At 53.6% G+C, this 16,659-nt stretch carries 14 protein-coding genes; 10 read left to right on the plus strand and 4 right to left on the minus strand.

Annotation, left to right across the window (positions count from 1 at the left end; translation table 11 throughout):
* Window positions 1-17 precede the first annotated feature (17 nt).
* The 8 genes from U5L07_12885 to U5L07_12920 all read left to right on the plus strand — a co-directional run bounded on the left by U5L07_12885 (window position 18) and on the right by U5L07_12920 (window position 7,797).
* Entirely contained in the window at window positions 18-623 is a 606-nt protein-coding gene (locus U5L07_12885) for a hypothetical protein (GenBank protein ID MDZ7832642.1), read from the plus strand.
* Between the two features lie 11 nt (window positions 624-634).
* Window positions 635-1,072, plus strand: coding sequence for a hypothetical protein (locus U5L07_12890; protein MDZ7832643.1), 438 nt, complete (start codon window positions 635-637; stop codon window positions 1,070-1,072).
* A 275-nt stretch (window positions 1,073-1,347) separates the two neighbouring features.
* On the plus strand, window positions 1,348-3,447 hold the full coding sequence (locus U5L07_12895) for a molybdopterin-dependent oxidoreductase (protein ID MDZ7832644.1): 2,100 nt from the start codon (window positions 1,348-1,350) through the stop codon (window positions 3,445-3,447).
* A gap of 85 nt (window positions 3,448-3,532) precedes the next feature.
* The gene (locus U5L07_12900; protein ID MDZ7832645.1) at window positions 3,533-4,036 is read left to right on the plus strand and encodes a 4Fe-4S dicluster domain-containing protein; all 504 of its coding nucleotides are present in this window, start codon (window positions 3,533-3,535) and stop codon (window positions 4,034-4,036) included.
* 24 nt (window positions 4,037-4,060) lie between these two features.
* A complete protein-coding gene (locus U5L07_12905; protein ID MDZ7832646.1) occupies window positions 4,061-6,229 on the plus strand; it encodes an NAD(P)-binding protein in 2,169 nt (722 codons plus the stop codon).
* Window positions 6,230-6,257: 28 nt separating this feature from the next.
* On the plus strand, window positions 6,258-6,476 hold the full coding sequence (locus U5L07_12910) for a hypothetical protein (protein MDZ7832647.1): 219 nt from the start codon (window positions 6,258-6,260) through the stop codon (window positions 6,474-6,476).
* A gap of 85 nt (window positions 6,477-6,561) precedes the next feature.
* Complete coding sequence (locus tag U5L07_12915; protein MDZ7832648.1) at window positions 6,562-7,314, plus strand: 2Fe-2S iron-sulfur cluster-binding protein; 753 nt, start codon at window positions 6,562-6,564, stop codon at window positions 7,312-7,314.
* A gap of 21 nt (window positions 7,315-7,335) precedes the next feature.
* The gene (locus tag U5L07_12920; GenBank protein ID MDZ7832649.1) at window positions 7,336-7,797 is read left to right on the plus strand and encodes a ferritin family protein; all 462 of its coding nucleotides are present in this window, start codon (window positions 7,336-7,338) and stop codon (window positions 7,795-7,797) included.
* A 21-nt stretch (window positions 7,798-7,818) separates the two neighbouring features.
* Here the strand turns inward: U5L07_12920 and U5L07_12925 are convergent, their stop codons facing one another.
* Together U5L07_12925 and U5L07_12930 are read right to left on the minus strand one after the other, a co-directional pair.
* A complete protein-coding gene (locus U5L07_12925; protein MDZ7832650.1) occupies window positions 7,819-10,491 on the minus strand; it encodes an MMPL family transporter in 2,673 nt (890 codons plus the stop codon).
* 250 nt (window positions 10,492-10,741) lie between these two features.
* Window positions 10,742-12,052, minus strand: a complete 1,311-nt coding sequence (locus U5L07_12930; protein MDZ7832651.1) for an MFS transporter — start codon at window positions 12,050-12,052, stop codon at window positions 10,742-10,744.
* A gap of 263 nt (window positions 12,053-12,315) precedes the next feature.
* Between U5L07_12930 and U5L07_12935 the strand changes: the two genes are divergently transcribed.
* Complete coding sequence (locus tag U5L07_12935; protein ID MDZ7832652.1) at window positions 12,316-13,149, plus strand: putative molybdenum carrier protein; 834 nt, start codon at window positions 12,316-12,318, stop codon at window positions 13,147-13,149.
* A 95-nt stretch (window positions 13,150-13,244) separates the two neighbouring features.
* Here the strand turns inward: U5L07_12935 and U5L07_12940 are convergent, their stop codons facing one another.
* Both U5L07_12940 and U5L07_12945 read right to left on the minus strand, forming a co-directional pair.
* Window positions 13,245-13,601: a hypothetical protein gene (locus U5L07_12940; GenBank protein MDZ7832653.1), complete on the minus strand. Its 357-nt coding sequence runs from the start codon at window positions 13,599-13,601 to the stop codon at window positions 13,245-13,247.
* A 388-nt stretch (window positions 13,602-13,989) separates the two neighbouring features.
* Window positions 13,990-14,889 (minus strand): DMT family transporter, encoded by a 900-nt coding sequence (locus U5L07_12945; protein ID MDZ7832654.1) that lies wholly within the window; start codon window positions 14,887-14,889, stop codon window positions 13,990-13,992.
* 47 nt (window positions 14,890-14,936) lie between these two features.
* On the opposite strand from U5L07_12945, the gene U5L07_12950 reads away from it, so the two are divergent.
* Window positions 14,937-16,583, plus strand: a complete 1,647-nt coding sequence (locus U5L07_12950; protein MDZ7832655.1) for a DUF4139 domain-containing protein — start codon at window positions 14,937-14,939, stop codon at window positions 16,581-16,583.
* Window positions 16,584-16,659 lie beyond the last annotated feature (76 nt).

A 16,659-nucleotide genomic window follows, 5' to 3' on the forward strand; every position in this document is an offset into this window, starting at 1 on the left:
GATAGGAAATTTCAAAAATGGATGCTCTCTGGGCATATATCGTAAGCGGCATCAATCAACTACAGGCCGGGCTGTATCAATTGATCAGCCCCTTACACGTTTTAGGGCCGGCATTTACCATTGCCGTGCTGGCGGTTGTCACGGTTCTGATTGCCCGGTTTTTTACAAGACGGTTTAAAACCAGACGATACCGGGAGCTTGAACAGGAATTCAAATACTGGTTCGATATCAAGCAGGAGGCTTTGAAACTAAGGGAAGAAGAGCCGGAGAAGGCCAAGCAGCTGGGCGTTAATATCGATAAGGGCAAGCTTAATGAAGTATATTACAATTACTTTTTCGAAGGGCTGTTAAATAACCTGCTGACCATGTACATCCCGATTTTTTCCATGCTGGCCTTTGTCAATTACACCTATCAGCCGGAGGCGCTGAAAGCCCTTTTCGGTAAAAGCCAGCTGTTCAGCCTGTATTGGATAAACGGGCAAACATATTCCATCGGCGCGGTGTTTTGGTTTGTTTTCTGTGTTTTTGCCGCCTATCTCGCGTTCTTTGTCATCGGGCGGATTTATCGCAGGTATCGGCCGGACCGCAAAGGCCGGGATTCGCTGGCCGGCTGTGAGGCGTAATCTCAGGTAATATGCGTATGTTTTCAGGCGAGATGCTGATTCAATGGCTCGATGCCGCGGTCCCGGACTGGTTTGCCGTTATCTCCGGCGCCTTTACGGGCATTCTGGGGGTATTGGCGATTGGCCTGATGGTAACCCTTTTCGCACCGGCCGCCTTGGCGGAATGGATGCTTGGGATTGTGTTTTTCTGTGGGGCCAGCGCCGGGTATAAATTCCGGGAGAAGCGGAAATCGGAAAATCCCGCGATAAATAAAGTTTTTTGCCTGATGGCCGGCCTGTTGACCGCACTGGCGGCCGTATTGGTCCAGATCAGTGTGGACGGCCGCTATTTTAACACCCGGCCCTCAGTTGTTTTGCTCTTAGGTTTCGGGATTCTGGGGCTTGGGGGCGCGGCGCTCGGCGGCGGTTTGCGTCACCGATACGAAAAATTGCCGCATGCCGGTAAGTAATTCCTAAATTGAGCGATTTTCAAGTTTGCCGCAGATACAAGGAAGATGGAGGCGAGCTATAGTGAACTATGCGAGGCTGCATCTGACGCAGTAGATGCGGTAAAATTGGAAATCCCGGAGGGTTTCAGATCTTTAAATATAAATTGATAGAATCCTTTATGGAATCATGTTTTTAATAATCTGAAACGCTTAATTTAGGTAATTTATAATGACGCCAAGGCAAGGCCTGGCCGATGCCGGTCCGCTTTGGTCATAGGACGCAGGAGAAAGACACCATGCAGGAGCAGGTTTACAGCTTATGTTTCATGTGTTCGGTCCGCTGTCCCATCAAGGTGACAGTCGATAATGGACAGGTTCAGTTTATTCAGGGAAATTCCCATGTTCCGGGGATTGGCGACAGCATCTGTCCGCGGGGGGTTGCCGGCATTTCGCTTGTCAATGATACCCAGCGGGTTCAGTCGCCCATGATCCGCAGCGGGCCCCGGGGCTCCGGCCAGTGGCGCCAGGTCTCGTGGCATGAAGCCTATGATTATATTGCCGACAAGCTCAAACAGATTACGGATGCGTATGGCGGCCGAAGCGTTTTACTTGGCGAGCGCACCCAGTTGAGCACCCATGTCAGCAAAACCTTTCTGCGGGCGATTGGTTCGCCCAACCACTTTACCCATGACGCCCTCTGCAAGGGCTCGCTTAATACCGCCTGCCGGTCGCTTCTGGGGTATACGGACGGCCAGATCGGCATGGATTATGCCAACACTAAGCATTTGGTGCTGTATGGCCGGAATATTTTTGAATCCATCCAGGTAAAGCCGGTCCGGCAGTTCAGTGAGGCGATGGAAAAAGGCGCCCGGCTCACCTATATCGATCCCCGGGTGACTGTGACGGCAACCAAGGCGCACCGGTACTGGATGATCCGGCCGGGCACGGATCTGGCGTTAAATTATGCGCTCATGCATGTGATTATCAATGAATCTCTATATGACGGGGATTACGTAGATAAATGGGTGAGCGGCTTTGATGCCCTGTGCGGTTTTGTCAAGCCCTATACGCCGGACTGGGCGGAAGGCGAGACCGGTATTCCGGCGGCGGAGATTGTGGATTTCGCCCGGGAGCTTGCCAGCCAGAAACCCCATGTCATTTTTCACTGCGGCTATCGCTGCGCCAGCCATGAAAATGAGATTTACTTCCGCCGCTCCATTTTTATCCTGAATGCCCTGATGGGCAGCATTGAAACCCCGGGCGGGATGTTCTTTAAGAAGGGGCCGGCCGAAGCCGGAGGCAAGCCGGTGCGCAAACTAACGGACCAGGATCTGCCGAAGCCTTCGGATATCCGGTTTGATAAGGTGGGCACCCCGGATTTTCCCACCCCGGACCCCAATCACGGGGTGGCGCAAATGATGCCCCAGGCGATTTTGAACGAAGACCCTTATCCGTTAAAGGCGCTGTTTGCCTATCGGTTTGATCCGTTGAGTTCCATTCCGGACACCAACTATACCCGGCAGGCGCTGGATGCGCTTGATCTCATCGTCAGCATTGATATCAATTACAGTGAAATCGCCTGGTATTCGGATGTGATCCTGCCGGAATCCACCTACCTGGAGCGAATGGACAGTCCGCAGCAGGCCAATGGACCGAAGCCCCAGATTTTTCTGCGGCAGCAGGCGGTGAGTCCGCGCTATGACACCCGCCCCGGCCCGGTGATTCTCCAGCAGCTTGCCGAACGCATGGGGCTTGGAGAATATTTTCCATATACCACCATGGAGGAACTGGTGGACTGGCAGCTTGCCCCGACCGGCTTTGAAAGGGCGGATTTTAAGGAAAAAGGGTTTGTGGCGTATACGGATCAAAAGCTTTTATGGGACCGGAAAACGGGCATTAAATTCAAGACGCCGTCCGGAAAGATTGAACTGGTCTCCAGTTTGCTCGAAGAGGCCGGCTATCCGTCATTTCCTGCCTACCAGTCCATGAGCCGTCCGGAGAATGGAGCGGACTTCCGATTGGTGGTGGGGCGCTGCGCCCAGCATACCCATATCTCCACCCAGAATAATCTATATCTGAATGAACTGGTGCCGCATAATTCGCTTTGGATCAATGCAGCCAGGGCTGAAGAACTGGGGATCAAGGATAATGATACGGTGGAGGTCGCATCCGAGAACGCCAGCGGCCGGATTCAGGCCAGGGTGACCGAGATGATTCATCCGGATTGCGTGTTCATGCTCCACGGTTTCGGCCATGAGGTACCCAGGGCGGAGCGGTCGTATCAAAAGGGGGTGTCTGACAGTCTTCTGATGCGAAATGTCACCGATATGATTGGCGGCAGCCCGGCGCTTCATGAAACCATTGTTTCGGTGCGAAATGCCGGAGAAAAGCCTTAAACCTTAAACCTTAAACCTTAAACCTTATACCTTACACCTTATATCTGAAGTTTTTTTTGGGAAGCCGATGATGGAGTGAAAGACAATGAGTAAATTCTTCTTGTTTCAGGATCAGAAAAAATGCATTGGCTGCATGGCCTGTGTAGTGGCATGTAAAAGCCGCCAGGGGCTGCCCCGCGGTCCCCATCCATGCCTGGTGGTAACCGTTGGACCGCAATGGGTGGGTGAACAGCCGCGGACCGCTTTTACCTTTATGCCCTGTTTTCATTGCGAAAATCCCTGGTGTGTGGCCGCCTGTCCAACCGGCGCGATGCACCAGCGGAGCGAAGACGGCATCGTCACCGTGGATCCGGATTTATGCGTGGGCTGTAAGACCTGTATCTCCGCCTGCCCCTGGGGGGCGCCGCAGTGGAATCCGGAAACCGGGAAAGCCGTCAAATGCGACTTGTGCCATGATCGCATAGAAGCAGGGCTCAAGCCTGCCTGTGTCACCGTATGCCCAACCCAGTGCCTTTATTTCGGCACTCCGGATGAAATCCCGGAGGTTCGGCGTGAGCGCTATGCCAAGGCCAGGGCCCAGGAGAACTAGAAATTTTTGTTATGAGGCATATTAATGCGTGAGAAGAGCTGTAAAGTTAGAACCATCCATGACTGGCTCAAGGAGAAGCTCCAATCCAGAGAATTGGCCCATCCCCGCTGCCAGCAAATCGCCTCGGAAGTTTTTGATCTGATCTATGACATCTCCCAGGGCCGGGCCGGTGACGCCCATCTTGCCAGCATCTTTGAGCTGACCGATCATATGATATCTGAAAGTATGCCCCCGGCATGCGGGCGATTGGGAGAGGAGATACGCAGCCGGGTGCAGGCGGACCGCGAGGTGTTTGAAAGCCATATCCAGACCCACACCTGTCCCACCGGCGACTGCCCGATGCTGACACCGGCGCCCTGCCAGATGGCCTGTCCGGCCGGCATTGATATTCCAACCTACATTATGCTGATCGGCCAGGGCCGGTATGCGGAGGCCATCGAGGTGATCCGGAGGGATAACCCGTTCCCCTGGGTTTGCGGACTGGTTTGCACGCATCCCTGCGAATTCATGTGTGTGCGGGGCCGCATGGACAGCCCGATTGCGATTATGGATTTAAAGGGATTTACGGCGGAAAAAGCCATGTCTGCCAGGGAATATACCAATCCTTCGAAAATGCCGGATAACGGGCATAAGGTATGTATCATCGGCGCCGGCCCCGGCGGTTTGACAGCCTCGTATTATCTCGCCCTCAAAGGCTACCAGGTGACAGTGCTTGAGGCGCTGCCGGTGGTCGGCGGGATGATGATGGTGGGTATTCCCCGGTATCGCCTTCCCCGGGAAGTTATTGACCGGGAGGTCAATATGATCGAGGAACTGGGCGTAGAAATTCGGCTCAATACCCGGCTGGGAGAGGACGTTACACGTGAGGATCTGGAAGCCGAAGGGTTTGAGGCTTATCTGATCGCCGTGGGCGCGCACGGGTCCTATAGGCTGATGATTTCCGGGGAGGAGAATTATCCGGAAGTCATATCCGCAGTGGATTTTTTGCGCCGCGTCAGCCTGGGTGACCATCGGCGGCCGGGCAAACGGGTGGCGGTGGTCGGCGGCGGCAATGTAGCCATTGATGCGGCCCGGACCTCGCTTCGGCTTGGATGCGAGGAAGTGACCATCCTTTACCGCCGGACCCATGACCAAATGCCGGCCCATAGCGAAGAGGTGATCGAGGCCGAGGAAGAGGGCATTCAATTCTCCTATTTGACCATTCCCAAGGCGGTCCTCGGCGAGAACGGCCATGTCACCGGCATCCAATGCGTAAGGGCGGAGCTTAGCGAACCGGATGAGTCCGGCCGTCAGCGGCCGGTGCCGGTGGAGGGAAGCGAGCATGAGCTGCCGGTGGATGTTGTGATCCCGGCCATCGGTCAGGAGGTGGACAGCCTTGGTCTCGACGATTTCAATGAAGTGGATTGGACCCGCCGCAATACCCTGCGGGTAAATACCGTGAGTATGCAGACCCATCAGCCCGGCGTTTTTGCTGTGGGCGATGCGGTGACCGGCCCGGCTACAGTGGTGGAGGCGATTGCCGGCGGAAAGAAGGCGGCTTATGCCATTCACCGATATTTTGAAGGCATGCCGCAGCCGGAACTGCCGCCGGTTCCGGTACGCCGCGGCCGGAGCGAGTATTTCACCGTACCCGCCTCCCTTAAAATGGATTTAAAGCGGCCGGAGATGGCCTTGCTCGGAAATGAACGCCGGCGCATCACCTTTCAGCAGGTGCGTCTCGGCATGGCCGATGTTCAAGCCCATAATGAGGCCAAGCGGTGTCTGCGCTGCGATGTGTGCATCCGCTGCGGCCGATGCGTTGAAATCTGCCGGGATAAGATGGGGGTTGAAGCCCTGCAGCTTGGATATATGGATTTTGACAATCCCGGGCCCACGGATTTGAAAATTGCGGCCGAGCGCTGTATTGCATGCGGCGCATGCGCCACCAACTGCCCGACCGGCGCCATGCAGATGACGGACGAAAATAGTGAAAGGGTGCTTTCGCTTTGCGGCACGGTTTTGAACCGGTTGAAGCTGGAATACTGCGAGATATGCGGGGCGGTGCTGGGACCGGCCCGGTATCATGACTATATTATGCGTCGGGTCAAGGAGATCAGCCCCTCACTGGTGGGCAAACGGATCTGTCTGGACTGCGCCCGGCGGGACAGCGGCCAGGTGCATGCGGAGATTGTGCCGCCCAAGGAGCGGCGGTAACTCAGTTTGAAAATGAAAGGATTGATCTATGGTCTTTCGCCAGGGACAGAAAGTGGAGATCTATCAGCGTTCCGATGATGAGAGCTGGGAAGCCTATATGGACGAGTTTATCGGCATGCATGGCATTATTACGGATCCGGATACCAGCAAAAATGATCCGGATGCGCTGATCGAGGTCAGCCTGGATGAAAAAGGCACGCACCGGTTTCCGCAGGATTGTCTGCGGGTCATCGGTCAAAGCGGTTAGCCCGGCCGATCAAGTCATTGGGCCGCTGTTTCGGGCCAATTTTTAAAGGCGGGTGGGTGTATTTTACAGAAGGAGCACGGGGTTTATGCCAAATATCACGATTAACGGGACGCCGGTCGAGGCTCCGGCGGATACGAATGTTTTGGAAGCTATTCGATCGCTTGGAATTGAAGTCCCGGCGCTTTGCTACCATCCCGCGTTGAGTCCGGCCGGCGCCTGCAAGCTGTGCGTGGTTGAAGTGATCATGCCGGAGAAAAAGCCGCGGCTCATGTCTTCGTGTATTCTTAAGCCCAAAGATGGCATGGAGGTGCAAACCGAGACCGAACGGGTACAGAAATCCCGGACCCGGGCATTCAGAAAACTGGCCCGGTACGCGCCGGAATCCAAAAAGCTCCATCAGTTGGCGGAGAAGTTTAATGTGGATTTGGGCGAAGTGCCGGATGACTGTATTCGCTGCCATCTTTGCATTCGGGCCTGCAATGAGATCGTGGGCGTTGGGGCCCTGACCATGGATGAACTCGATGATGTCGTGCCCGTGCCCGGTGATAACTGCATCGGATGCGGTACCTGTGTCAATCTATGTCCCACCGGGGCGATCCGCATGGAGGACAAGGACGACAAGCGGACCATCTACATCCGGGATACGGTCATCGGGCAAAGCGATCTGGTTAAGTGCGAGGCCTGCGGCCGCATGTTTGCCACCCGGAAGTTCCTGTCCCGGGTGGAGGAACGGACAGAGGATCATCCGCATGTCAAGGAGCCGCATCAGTACTGTCCGACATGTGCCAAACTGATGTCCGACCGGATCAAAAGTTCCAGAAAAATCAAACGACTATAACTCGTCTACGGGGAGGTTCGCATGACCGAGATCGCCTGCCGTTCAATGCAGGACGTGGTGGCCTTTGCCATCGACCGCGAGGAAAAGGCCCGGGATTTTTACCGTCAGTGCGCGGAAAAAGCGCAAAAAAAAGGGATCAAGGAATTTTTTCAGGAAATGGCGGATGAAGAAGAGCGCCACCGCAGTCTTTTGGTGGAGCAGGATTTAAGCGGGGAGGGTGAATTTTCATCCCCAGCAGTCGAGGATCTCCGGCTGAGCGATTTTATGGTGGATGTAAAATTTACTCCGACTATCAACTACCAGGCGGCGCTGGCCATGGCCATGAAAAAAGAGGAAAAAGCCCACGCCTTTTACGTGGCCTGGCAGGACCGGTGCAGCAACGAGAAGACGGCCAGGGTATTTGAATTTCTGGCCGGGGAAGAGCTCCGGCACAAGCGGAAAATCGAAGAGATATACGATACGGATATTTTGCAGTGGGATTAAAAACTATTTTTAGGAGAGGCTTTACTCCACTTCATCCAGTCCGAACCAGCGGCTCAGGTTGAGGTTTCTGGTAAACCAGTTGGTCTGGGCCGGGGGGCTGAGGTTGGGTTTTGTGGCCTGGATAAAGGCCGGCAAAACCAGCAGGGCACCGAAAGTCGCGGCGATCATGGTGATGGCCAGAAGGATGCCCAGCAGGTTGATGGGGATGAACTGGGATCGCAGAAACACCAGGAAACCGAAAATCAGGGCAAGCGAGGTGAAAATAATCGCTTTTCCGGCCACCTGCAGTGTCAGTTCAATGGATTCCTCAATCGAATAGCCGCGGCTGCGGTTATGCCGGAATTTGTTCATAAAATGAATGGTATCGTCGATACCGATACCGATGGCCACCGCGGCGATCACCGACGTGGTCATGTCCAGCGCGATGCCTGCCCACCCCATAATGCCGAAATTGATCAGTACGGCTACACCCATGGGGATAAGGGCCAGCAGCCCGGCCGCCATGCGCTGAAACAACAGGATGGAGATCAGGTCGACCACTATCAGGGAAAGCACCAGGGTCTGAATCTGGCCCATGACCAGGTAGTGGGAGACCTGAACCTCTATCACCGGAAAACCGCTGATGTTAAAGCTCGCCCCTGGCGGGATGTGCGTCTCCAGATATCCCCGCATCTTTTCAACGATCCGGCCCACCTCCGTGGTGCCGATCAACTGGCCTTCTTTCCGGCAGAGCCGGGCCAGTAAATTCACCTGCTGGTAGTTAAAATCCACAAACGGCTCAAACGCATCATAGCGGCCGTCTGAATCACTGTCCTCGCCGGCATAGATTTCGATGTAGTCATAGATGTCCAGCTTGTTTTCCGGAATTTTGTAAGCCTCCGGATCATCGTTGTTCATGGCCATGTGCATGGTTTTGATAATATCAGTGAATGAGTCGGTGCGGCCGATATGCAGATCCGCATTTTCCCCGCTTTCCAGCCACTGCCGGAACTCTTCGATAAATTTCAGAAATTCCGGCGATTTCACTCCGTTGGGCTCGCCCGAGTCGATGATAATGTCAAACCCCCAGCCGCCGCCGAATTTTTCCCCGATTTCATCAACGCTTTTACGAACGTCGGAATCTTTCTTAAAATAGCTGACATGCGCGGTATCCACCTCAAGGTGCACGAACCCGCTGATGCAGATGATCAGAACAATCGCAGCGATAACCACGGTCAGCCGGTAATGATGGTTAACCCACCGGACCATCAGACGAATGAATCGATCCACCAGGGTTTTGTGTTGTTTGATCGCGGTGTACTTTCTTTTCATGTAGCGGGGCCGCTGGTGCGGCATGACCGCAAGGCTGGCCGGAATCAGGGCGCTTGCCGAAAATACGGCGAACATGGCGCCGATACCTGAAAATATGCCCCATTCACGGACAGCCGAAAGCTGGCTGGTGCTCAGCGTGGCAAACGCGATGAACGTAGTGATGCCGGTCAGCAGAACCGTCAGGGAAATATGGGTCATGGCGATGAAAAGCCCTTTTTGTTTCCCTTTCTGGCTGATGAAATCAAAATCGTTGTAATACTGATTCAGGATATGAATGGCATAGGAGCTGCCCACGGCAATCATCAGCGTCGGCAGCGACGAGGCCATAACCGTTATTTTAAACCCCAGATATCCCATCAGGCCGAGCACCCAGATCTCCGCCATGGCAAGAGAGAGCATGGGCAGGCAGACCCCGCGGATCGAGCGGAAGTTAAAATAAAAAACGGCCATGACCACCAGCATGACCATTGGCACCAGGGTGGCAAAATCCATGCGGATGAAATTATACGCCCAGACATGGATCACCGGCATGCCGGTGTAAGTGAGCGACAGATCCGAATAGCTATCAAAAATCGATATAAGCTCCCGGGTAGCCGCATCCCGGTGAGGATCCCGGTTTTTAAATTTTATGAGAACCCCGTAATCCGATATCTCGCCGGTCGCCGAATCCCGCGCATACAACATTTCTGCAAATGGCGGGTTCCGCATCAGGCGCTGTTTGAACCGGCGTATCTCCGCCGGCGTTTCCGGGATGATACGTCTGCCCGCCCGGTCGGTTTCAATGAGATTATATACCTCCAGGACATCCATCTCGCCCCGGATGTCCTGGGCGGTCAGCGGAGACATGATCTCATCAACCAGCTCCTGCCGCTTGATTTCATATACCTTTCGGAGTTCTTTTTTTAGGCGGTTTAAATTTCTTTTAGAGAGGGTCTCTTTTGAGCCGAATAAATCGTTTACCTTACGGCGAAGTGTGCGTTGGAATGCCGGATCATCGGCAAATTGGGAAAAAAGGTCACTGGTGCGGATGGATTCCCGGTCAAGCATGCCCATGAACCTGACTAAGCGCGCTTTTTCTTTATTCGGGTGAAAATCCTGAAACGCCTCGATGTCCGTGATCAGGCAATCGAAGCTTTCCAGTGTGGCATGGCTGAAAAGATCATCGGCTGAGACGGCCATGACGATAAACTGACCGTTATCCCCGTATATGTCTTTAATATGGTTGTAGTATTTATATTTGGGGTCATTTTGCGGCATGATCGTTTCGATTGAATTATCGATCTCCAGTCGAAGCAGGCCGGGGGCAAGCAGGAGGGTGAGGGCGGCAAGGATAGAGAAAACGGTAAAGGGCCGTCTGATGCAGAAACCGATGAAGTGATTCATTGGGCCAATGATCCTTGCCGGAATGCTTAATTTATTTGACGGCTTTGCAACAAGTCCAATATTTTTGTTGCGCTGCATCCCCCGGAATTTCACGTACGATTAAGTACGCTGCATTCCTCGGGATTTGCGCGCCGCGATCTTGAACTTTTTTCTTTGCCGTCCCAGAATCGACTTTTTACGAGTCTATCACTTTTGGTCGGACCGACTATGCCAAATTAGGAGAAATATATCAAAACTTTTTAAAATAGGGCTAACTTCCCCGCAATATATTACGGGAAACCCCTGCCCGGGGAAGAAGCATGTAGACAAGGACCGCCTGTATGGATAGGCCCACAAGCACCATGAAAAGCCCTGAGAGGTAGGCGGAGCGGTAGGCTGTGACCTGGTCCACGCCCAAATAGAGCATCAGGTCCACGATGGGCCCGGCCACACAGGTGCCGGCCACACCCCAGGAGAGAAACAGCGTGGCATTGAAAAAACCGAAAAGCCGGCCGCGCCGCTCGGGCGGGATCAAAATCGAGGCCATGGCATAGGAGGCGGCCAGGATGATCACATCCGCAGCGCCCCGGAAAAAGCTTGCCAGAAAAATCAGGGAAAGCCGGTTGGCCAGGGCAAACAGCACGAGGTATATAATCGCCGCCGCCGCACCGAGCAAGATGGCGCGGCCGTTTCCCACCCAGCGGCCGATGCGGCCGGCAAACAGCCCGAAAATAATCAGGGCGACGGTTTCAGTATTAAAAATGTAGGAGAGCATTTTGCTTGAAACCGCAAATCCGGTATCCAGAAAAAGGTATTGGGACTGGATGATCATTACCCCGTTTCTGCCGAAATTGATAAACACCATGGCGATCAGAAAGATCCAGAAAAGCCGGATTGATGCGGCCTGACATTGGGCATCGCAATCCCCTGCCGCGGCCTCCGGCTTCCGAATGCCCCCCTCCGGCAGCGAAAATACCGGAATCATAGAGATCAGCATCACCCCGGCGGCAATAAAAAAGAGGGTCCCCGAATGAAATCCCCAGCCGTCATACATTTTTTCAAGTCCGTCATAGAGCATGCCGCCAATCCAGATGCCGACCAGCCGCCCCAGTCCGCCGATACTGGTCAGATGGCCCAGTACCTGGTTTCGTTTCCGCTCCGGAAATAAATCCGAAATCAGGGCGCTCCAGCCGATGTTGCTCATGGACCAGAAGATTTCAACCACTGTGAGGCCGAGGATAATCACCAAACCGGAGAGCCGGGGTCCGGGGGTAAGAATATGGGCCACCCATACCAGAACCGTGCCCAGGGCGCCGGTGGCCTCTCCCCAGAGGATCAGTGTCCGCCGCAGCTGCCTCGCATCTGAGAACCGGCCCCAGATAAAGGTCTGCGAGAGGATGTTAAATATCATGGGAAGCGTGGCAAACAGGGTGGTGCCGGTGACCGAAAGCCCAAGAAAATAGCGCAGGTAGATGGACAAATAGGCGTAAAACAGGCCGCGCCGAAACATGGCCAGCGCCTGGAATGACCCAATCCCCCAGAGGACCCGGGTGGATGGCAGGGGCGTATGAATTTGGTTCATATCAGTATATCAATTCCTTTATTTTTTGAATCTGGCAGTTAAATTATTACCTGAATTGAGGTATTATAAAAAATAACCGCATTAATGGATTTATCAATTTTTATCGGGCTTGGGCATCTCTATCGTGCGCTGTGCGATTTGCGCTTATTAAAGCGTACTTAAAAATGTTCTTGAGCTCAAAAGGATTGTTATTTAGACTGCCGCCTCAATTTAGGTTTAGGTAGCAATATTTATTATCGGGTATCAACAGAGGATGTGATTGCATGATGCGGGTTAAAAAAATTATTTCAGGGGCGCAGACCGGCGCGGACCGGGCCGCCCTGGATTTTGCCATTGCATATGAAATCCCCTATGGGGGATGGGTGCCGGCCGGCCGGAAGGCAGAGGACGGGATACTGTCAGATCAGTATGCGGTCTGGGAAATGGCGGACGGCGGTTATCAGGAACGCACCGAGAAAAATGTCATGGATTCGGATGGCACACTGATATTTTCTCACGGGCAATTAAACGGCGGCTCCCGGTTGACGCGGGATTATGCGGAAAAGCATCAAAAACCATTCCTTCATATCGATTTCAGCCATATGCTGGCCTTTGATGCGGCCATCGATATCAATGACTGGATTGCCGAGCATGATATCCAGATTCTGAATGTCGCCGGGTCACGGGCGAGCAAGGACCCGGAGATTTATCAGTCGGTTTTTAAAATCCTTGAAACGGTTTTTTATGTAAGCGTTATCTCGGATGCCATGCCGGATTTTGCCAATCGCCCCCATGAGCTGGGCAGCGGGGAAGATAGGGGCCAGATTTTTCCCATCACCGTGAAAGAGGCGCTGGATGCCCTGATAGAACAGCTGTCGCCCAAAATTAAGGCGAAGATTGCCAGCATGCCGGATGACCAGCTATCCGAGGCAGGGATTTCTCTGGGTGGGGGCATACGGCAGCAGTTCGGGCTGAGCGCCGGCAATCAGAAGCTGATCGATGCCTGCCGAACCTATGCCGGTAAACCGAACCTGGATGCGGATGGCGCGGCCATGCTGATTGTGCGGGAATTGTGGCGGCGACTAAGAAAAATGGGGCATTTGCGGGTCATTAAATAGCCGCCGGCAGATAACAAATCTGCCGGCAGGGCGCGATACCCGGCCGGCAGAAAAATAATGCGTGTGTTCAAACAATTCGGGCGATAGAAGGGCGGCTATTTAATCCATTCCCAGTCGGTGATTTGATTATAAACCGATTTTTCCATGTCAACCCGGTCGATCAGTAACTTTTTTTCGCCCTTTTCAATATAGCCGCTCAGCTTGAAGGTTTTTAACTGAAATCCCTCTTCATCCACTGCCGCCACATCGATGAGCACGTTGCCGTCTTCACCCTTATTGGTGACAATGGCCCGAACGGTAATTGTATAATTGGTGCTCCCTTTTTCCACATAAACCGGTGTAATCTCTTCAACCGCGACGTCCGCCGCCGCAGGGGCGACCTGCAGGATGCCCAAGGCGGCAATAATCGCAAATAAAAAAATGGCCCGGCATAGCTTTCGGCTGTTTCTCATGATTCCCCCTTATCCGGCTGCAATCGATTGGCTAATCTATGGCAGCAATGTGAATATTTATGATTGGTTTAATCCATTTCTCTAACCAGATAAGAGGCATTTGTGTCAATAAAAATATGAGTCTCGAATTCGCCTTTTTCCTTAATATTATTAGTGATCCCGGCCAAATTCCGCTTTTCGCTTAAGGCCGGGTCCGGGGCCGGATTGATAAAAAAATGATTCTTTTATGGAAAAAAGGCGGTGGGATAGGCTACTATGAATCTGGCGGCCGTTTTTGGGCCAAAACATTGTTAAGCAGATAGCAGCAGGCAGGCAAACAATTGATTCAAACCAGGTGGAGAAGAGCGGATGGAAGAATTAGGCCCGCCTGAAAAAATAGCCGAGACCATCATCGACTATTCTTTGTTTTTCGGTAGGTGAGATAAATATTGCTGATAAAGATGAGCAGCGCGCCGATCCATCCCGCGGCGGTCAGCGGCGGATCCGCGGCCACCCAGGGGCCCAGTACGGCTGCCATGAGAATTCGCGAAGAAGAGATAATACCGCCTTCAAGGGCGGTGACATAGCGCAATCCCAGTGTAAGCAGATACTGCCCGCCCACGCCGAAAAGCGCGCAGATAAAAAGATACCGGGCCTGTTCGGCGTTTGGCACAAAAATACTGTCGTGAAAAAGCAGATACATGAACAGGGTGCCCAGGCCGAACATATAGAACAGCACGGTTTCCGAGTCATGGTGTTGGCGGCTCATGTTCAGGTAGATGATGGCCGCTGCCGCACAAATGCCCGAGGCCAGCCCCCAGAGGTTGTTGATGTCCGGGTTCAGCCGGGCCGGGGAGAGTATCAGCCAGACGCCGGCAAAGGCCAGCACCACCATAAATATTTCCGTGACATCGCGCTGAAACTTTAAAAACAGCCAGGACAGCACTGCCAGAAATATCGGGTAGGTCATGTTCAAAATGTTGCCTTCCGCCAGGGAGGTCAGGGCCACCGCCTGGTAGAAGCAGAAGACGGCCAGGCAGTTAAACAGGGTCCGGCCGATTAAAAGATCGTATCGCCGGGGTTTAAGCTTCTGCCTCCGGATAAGGAGCAGGCCGCAGATGATGAAAAATCCGAGCAAAAAGCGGGCAAACGCGAAAAATGACGGATCGATCACCACCGCATCCCGGGCCCATCGGATCACGGCCGTGGCCATATAGAAAAAAAATGCGGAGGCGAAAACGCACAGGCAGCCGATGATCTGCCAGGCGCGGCCGGCCTCGGTTTTTGACGGACTGGATTTGGATGTCACTGGATATCCAATGTGTTTCTAATCAAGTTATCTATCGGAGGTGCCCCATGAAACGAATACTTAAGCTTCTTGTGCCAATGCTTTTTTTATCATCCATTCCGGTTCAGGCAAACACTTTAGTTCAGTCGCAAATTTCCGCAGTAACGCTTTACCCGGATCAGGCCCTGGTTCAGCGTGAGGCGAAAATTGGTGTTGAATCCGGCGTCAATACCCTTGCGCTGCCCATTGAAGCCTTCTCCATTGACGCCCCATCTGCCACGGCCAAGGTGTTCGGTAAGGGAAAGATCATCTCCGTCCAGATTCAAACCGTTCCATTGCCTGAGCCGCCCCAGGAAAAAATCCGCGAACTCGAAAACAAAATTGAAAGCTTAAGCAAGGACAAGCAGGCGGTGCTGAATCGCAAAAATGCGGCCGCCCGCCAGGAAACCTTTCTTGATGCGGTGGCTGAATTCTCCCAGACCCAGGTGCCCCGGGAGCTGGAAACCCGGATGCTCGATCCGGAAGCCCTCATTGCGACATTTGAGTTGTTGGGGGATCGGTACCATGAGGTGTATCGGCGCATGTCCGAATTCGATCGGGAAATTGAAGGGATTGATAAGGATATCCGCCTGGTGCGGCGAAAGTTGAATGATCTGAGAAAGCCCGGGGAGGATAAGCAAAAAGTGATTGAAGTGGTTTTTGACTCGGCGGAAAAACAGCAGGTCCGGATTCTGGCCGATTATGTGGCCCATAATGCTTACTGGTCCCCGGTTTACCGGGTTTCCGTGCCCCAGGAGAAAGGCGATATTGACCTGACCATGAATGCCCGGATTGTTCAAAAGACCGGCGGGGACTGGTCAAATGTGGCCCTTTCCATCTCCAATGCGGTCCCGCTGAAAGGGGTGAGCCTGCCATCCCTGTCCACCTGGTGGATTGATCTGCCGCGGGCCAGGCAAGAGGCCCCCCGGGCAAGCGGCCGGCAAACGGTTGGCAAGCTGATGCGGGCGCAGCCCCAGGCTGAAATGGCCGAAAAGGCGGCACCATCAGCAGATGCCGCCGAATATGCCGCCGCCCGGAAAAAGGAGGCCGGCATTGCCTTTGAATATGAGCTCTCACGGCCGGTTTCTGTCCCTTCCCGGCAGAAGGAGACCCTGCTGCCGCTTTATACCAAGGCGCTTTCCGGAAAGTTTTATTACTATTGCGTACCCCGCATCAACGACCGGGCCTATCTGGTCTGCGAGGCCAAGCCGGATCAGGAAATGCTGGCCGGCCCCATGCATGTTTATTTTGGCGGTCATTATATGGGAAAGACCCGGTTCAATCCGGAGTCCCGGGAAAGCCGGTTCATGCTTGCCCTTGGGGCGGACCGGGCGGTTCAGGTGCGCCGGGAAAAAGTGGGCGACCATTTGGATGAGACTTTTCTCGGCAAATTTGAGCGCAGCATGGTGGTGCGCGAACTAAACTACCGGATCACCGTTGAAAATCGAAAGGACGAACCCATCCGGATGCATCTGCTGGATCAGGTGCCGGTGGCCAAGACAGATAAAATTAAAGTGGAAGACATGGCCTTTGATCCAGAGCCCGATAAAAAAGACTACCAGGATCAGTCCGGCGTCATGATGTGGCAGGTGACGGTTAAGCCCCGGGCTTCAGAAACCATTGATATGGGCTTTACCGTGGCCTATCCCAAGGATCAGCCGCCCATGGGGCTTTAATTAAACGGTTTTTTTCGGGAAATATTCGCTGAATACTGACTTACAGGTCAATGCCATTAACTTAAGAGCGAAAATC

Source organism: Desulfobacterales bacterium, from assembly GCA_034520365.1.
GTDB lineage: Bacteria > Desulfobacterota > Desulfobacteria > Desulfobacterales > Desulfosalsimonadaceae > M55B175.

What these genes read in the sequence shown, in the direction of transcription:
- U5L07_12885 (MDZ7832642.1), top strand. Translation starts at nt 18, where the DNA reads ATGGATGCTCTCTGGGCATATATCGTAAGCGGCATCAATCAACTACAG.
- U5L07_12890 (MDZ7832643.1), top strand. Translation starts at nt 635, where the DNA reads ATGCGTATGTTTTCAGGCGAGATGCTGATTCAATGGCTCGATGCCGCG.
- U5L07_12895 (MDZ7832644.1), top strand. Translation starts at nt 1,348, where the DNA reads ATGCAGGAGCAGGTTTACAGCTTATGTTTCATGTGTTCGGTCCGCTGT.
- U5L07_12900 (MDZ7832645.1), top strand. Translation starts at nt 3,533, where the DNA reads ATGAGTAAATTCTTCTTGTTTCAGGATCAGAAAAAATGCATTGGCTGC.
- U5L07_12905 (MDZ7832646.1), top strand. Translation starts at nt 4,061, where the DNA reads ATGCGTGAGAAGAGCTGTAAAGTTAGAACCATCCATGACTGGCTCAAG.
- U5L07_12910 (MDZ7832647.1), top strand. Translation starts at nt 6,258, where the DNA reads ATGGTCTTTCGCCAGGGACAGAAAGTGGAGATCTATCAGCGTTCCGAT.
- U5L07_12915 (MDZ7832648.1), top strand. Translation starts at nt 6,562, where the DNA reads ATGCCAAATATCACGATTAACGGGACGCCGGTCGAGGCTCCGGCGGAT.
- U5L07_12920 (MDZ7832649.1), top strand. Translation starts at nt 7,336, where the DNA reads ATGACCGAGATCGCCTGCCGTTCAATGCAGGACGTGGTGGCCTTTGCC.
- U5L07_12925 (MDZ7832650.1), bottom strand. Translation starts at nt 10,491, where the DNA reads ATGAATCACTTCATCGGTTTCTGCATCAGACGGCCCTTTACCGTTTTC.
- U5L07_12930 (MDZ7832651.1), bottom strand. Translation starts at nt 12,052, where the DNA reads ATGAACCAAATTCATACGCCCCTGCCATCCACCCGGGTCCTCTGGGGG.
- U5L07_12935 (MDZ7832652.1), top strand. Translation starts at nt 12,316, where the DNA reads ATGATGCGGGTTAAAAAAATTATTTCAGGGGCGCAGACCGGCGCGGAC.
- U5L07_12940 (MDZ7832653.1), bottom strand. Translation starts at nt 13,601, where the DNA reads ATGAGAAACAGCCGAAAGCTATGCCGGGCCATTTTTTTATTTGCGATT.
- U5L07_12950 (MDZ7832655.1), top strand. Translation starts at nt 14,937, where the DNA reads ATGAAACGAATACTTAAGCTTCTTGTGCCAATGCTTTTTTTATCATCC.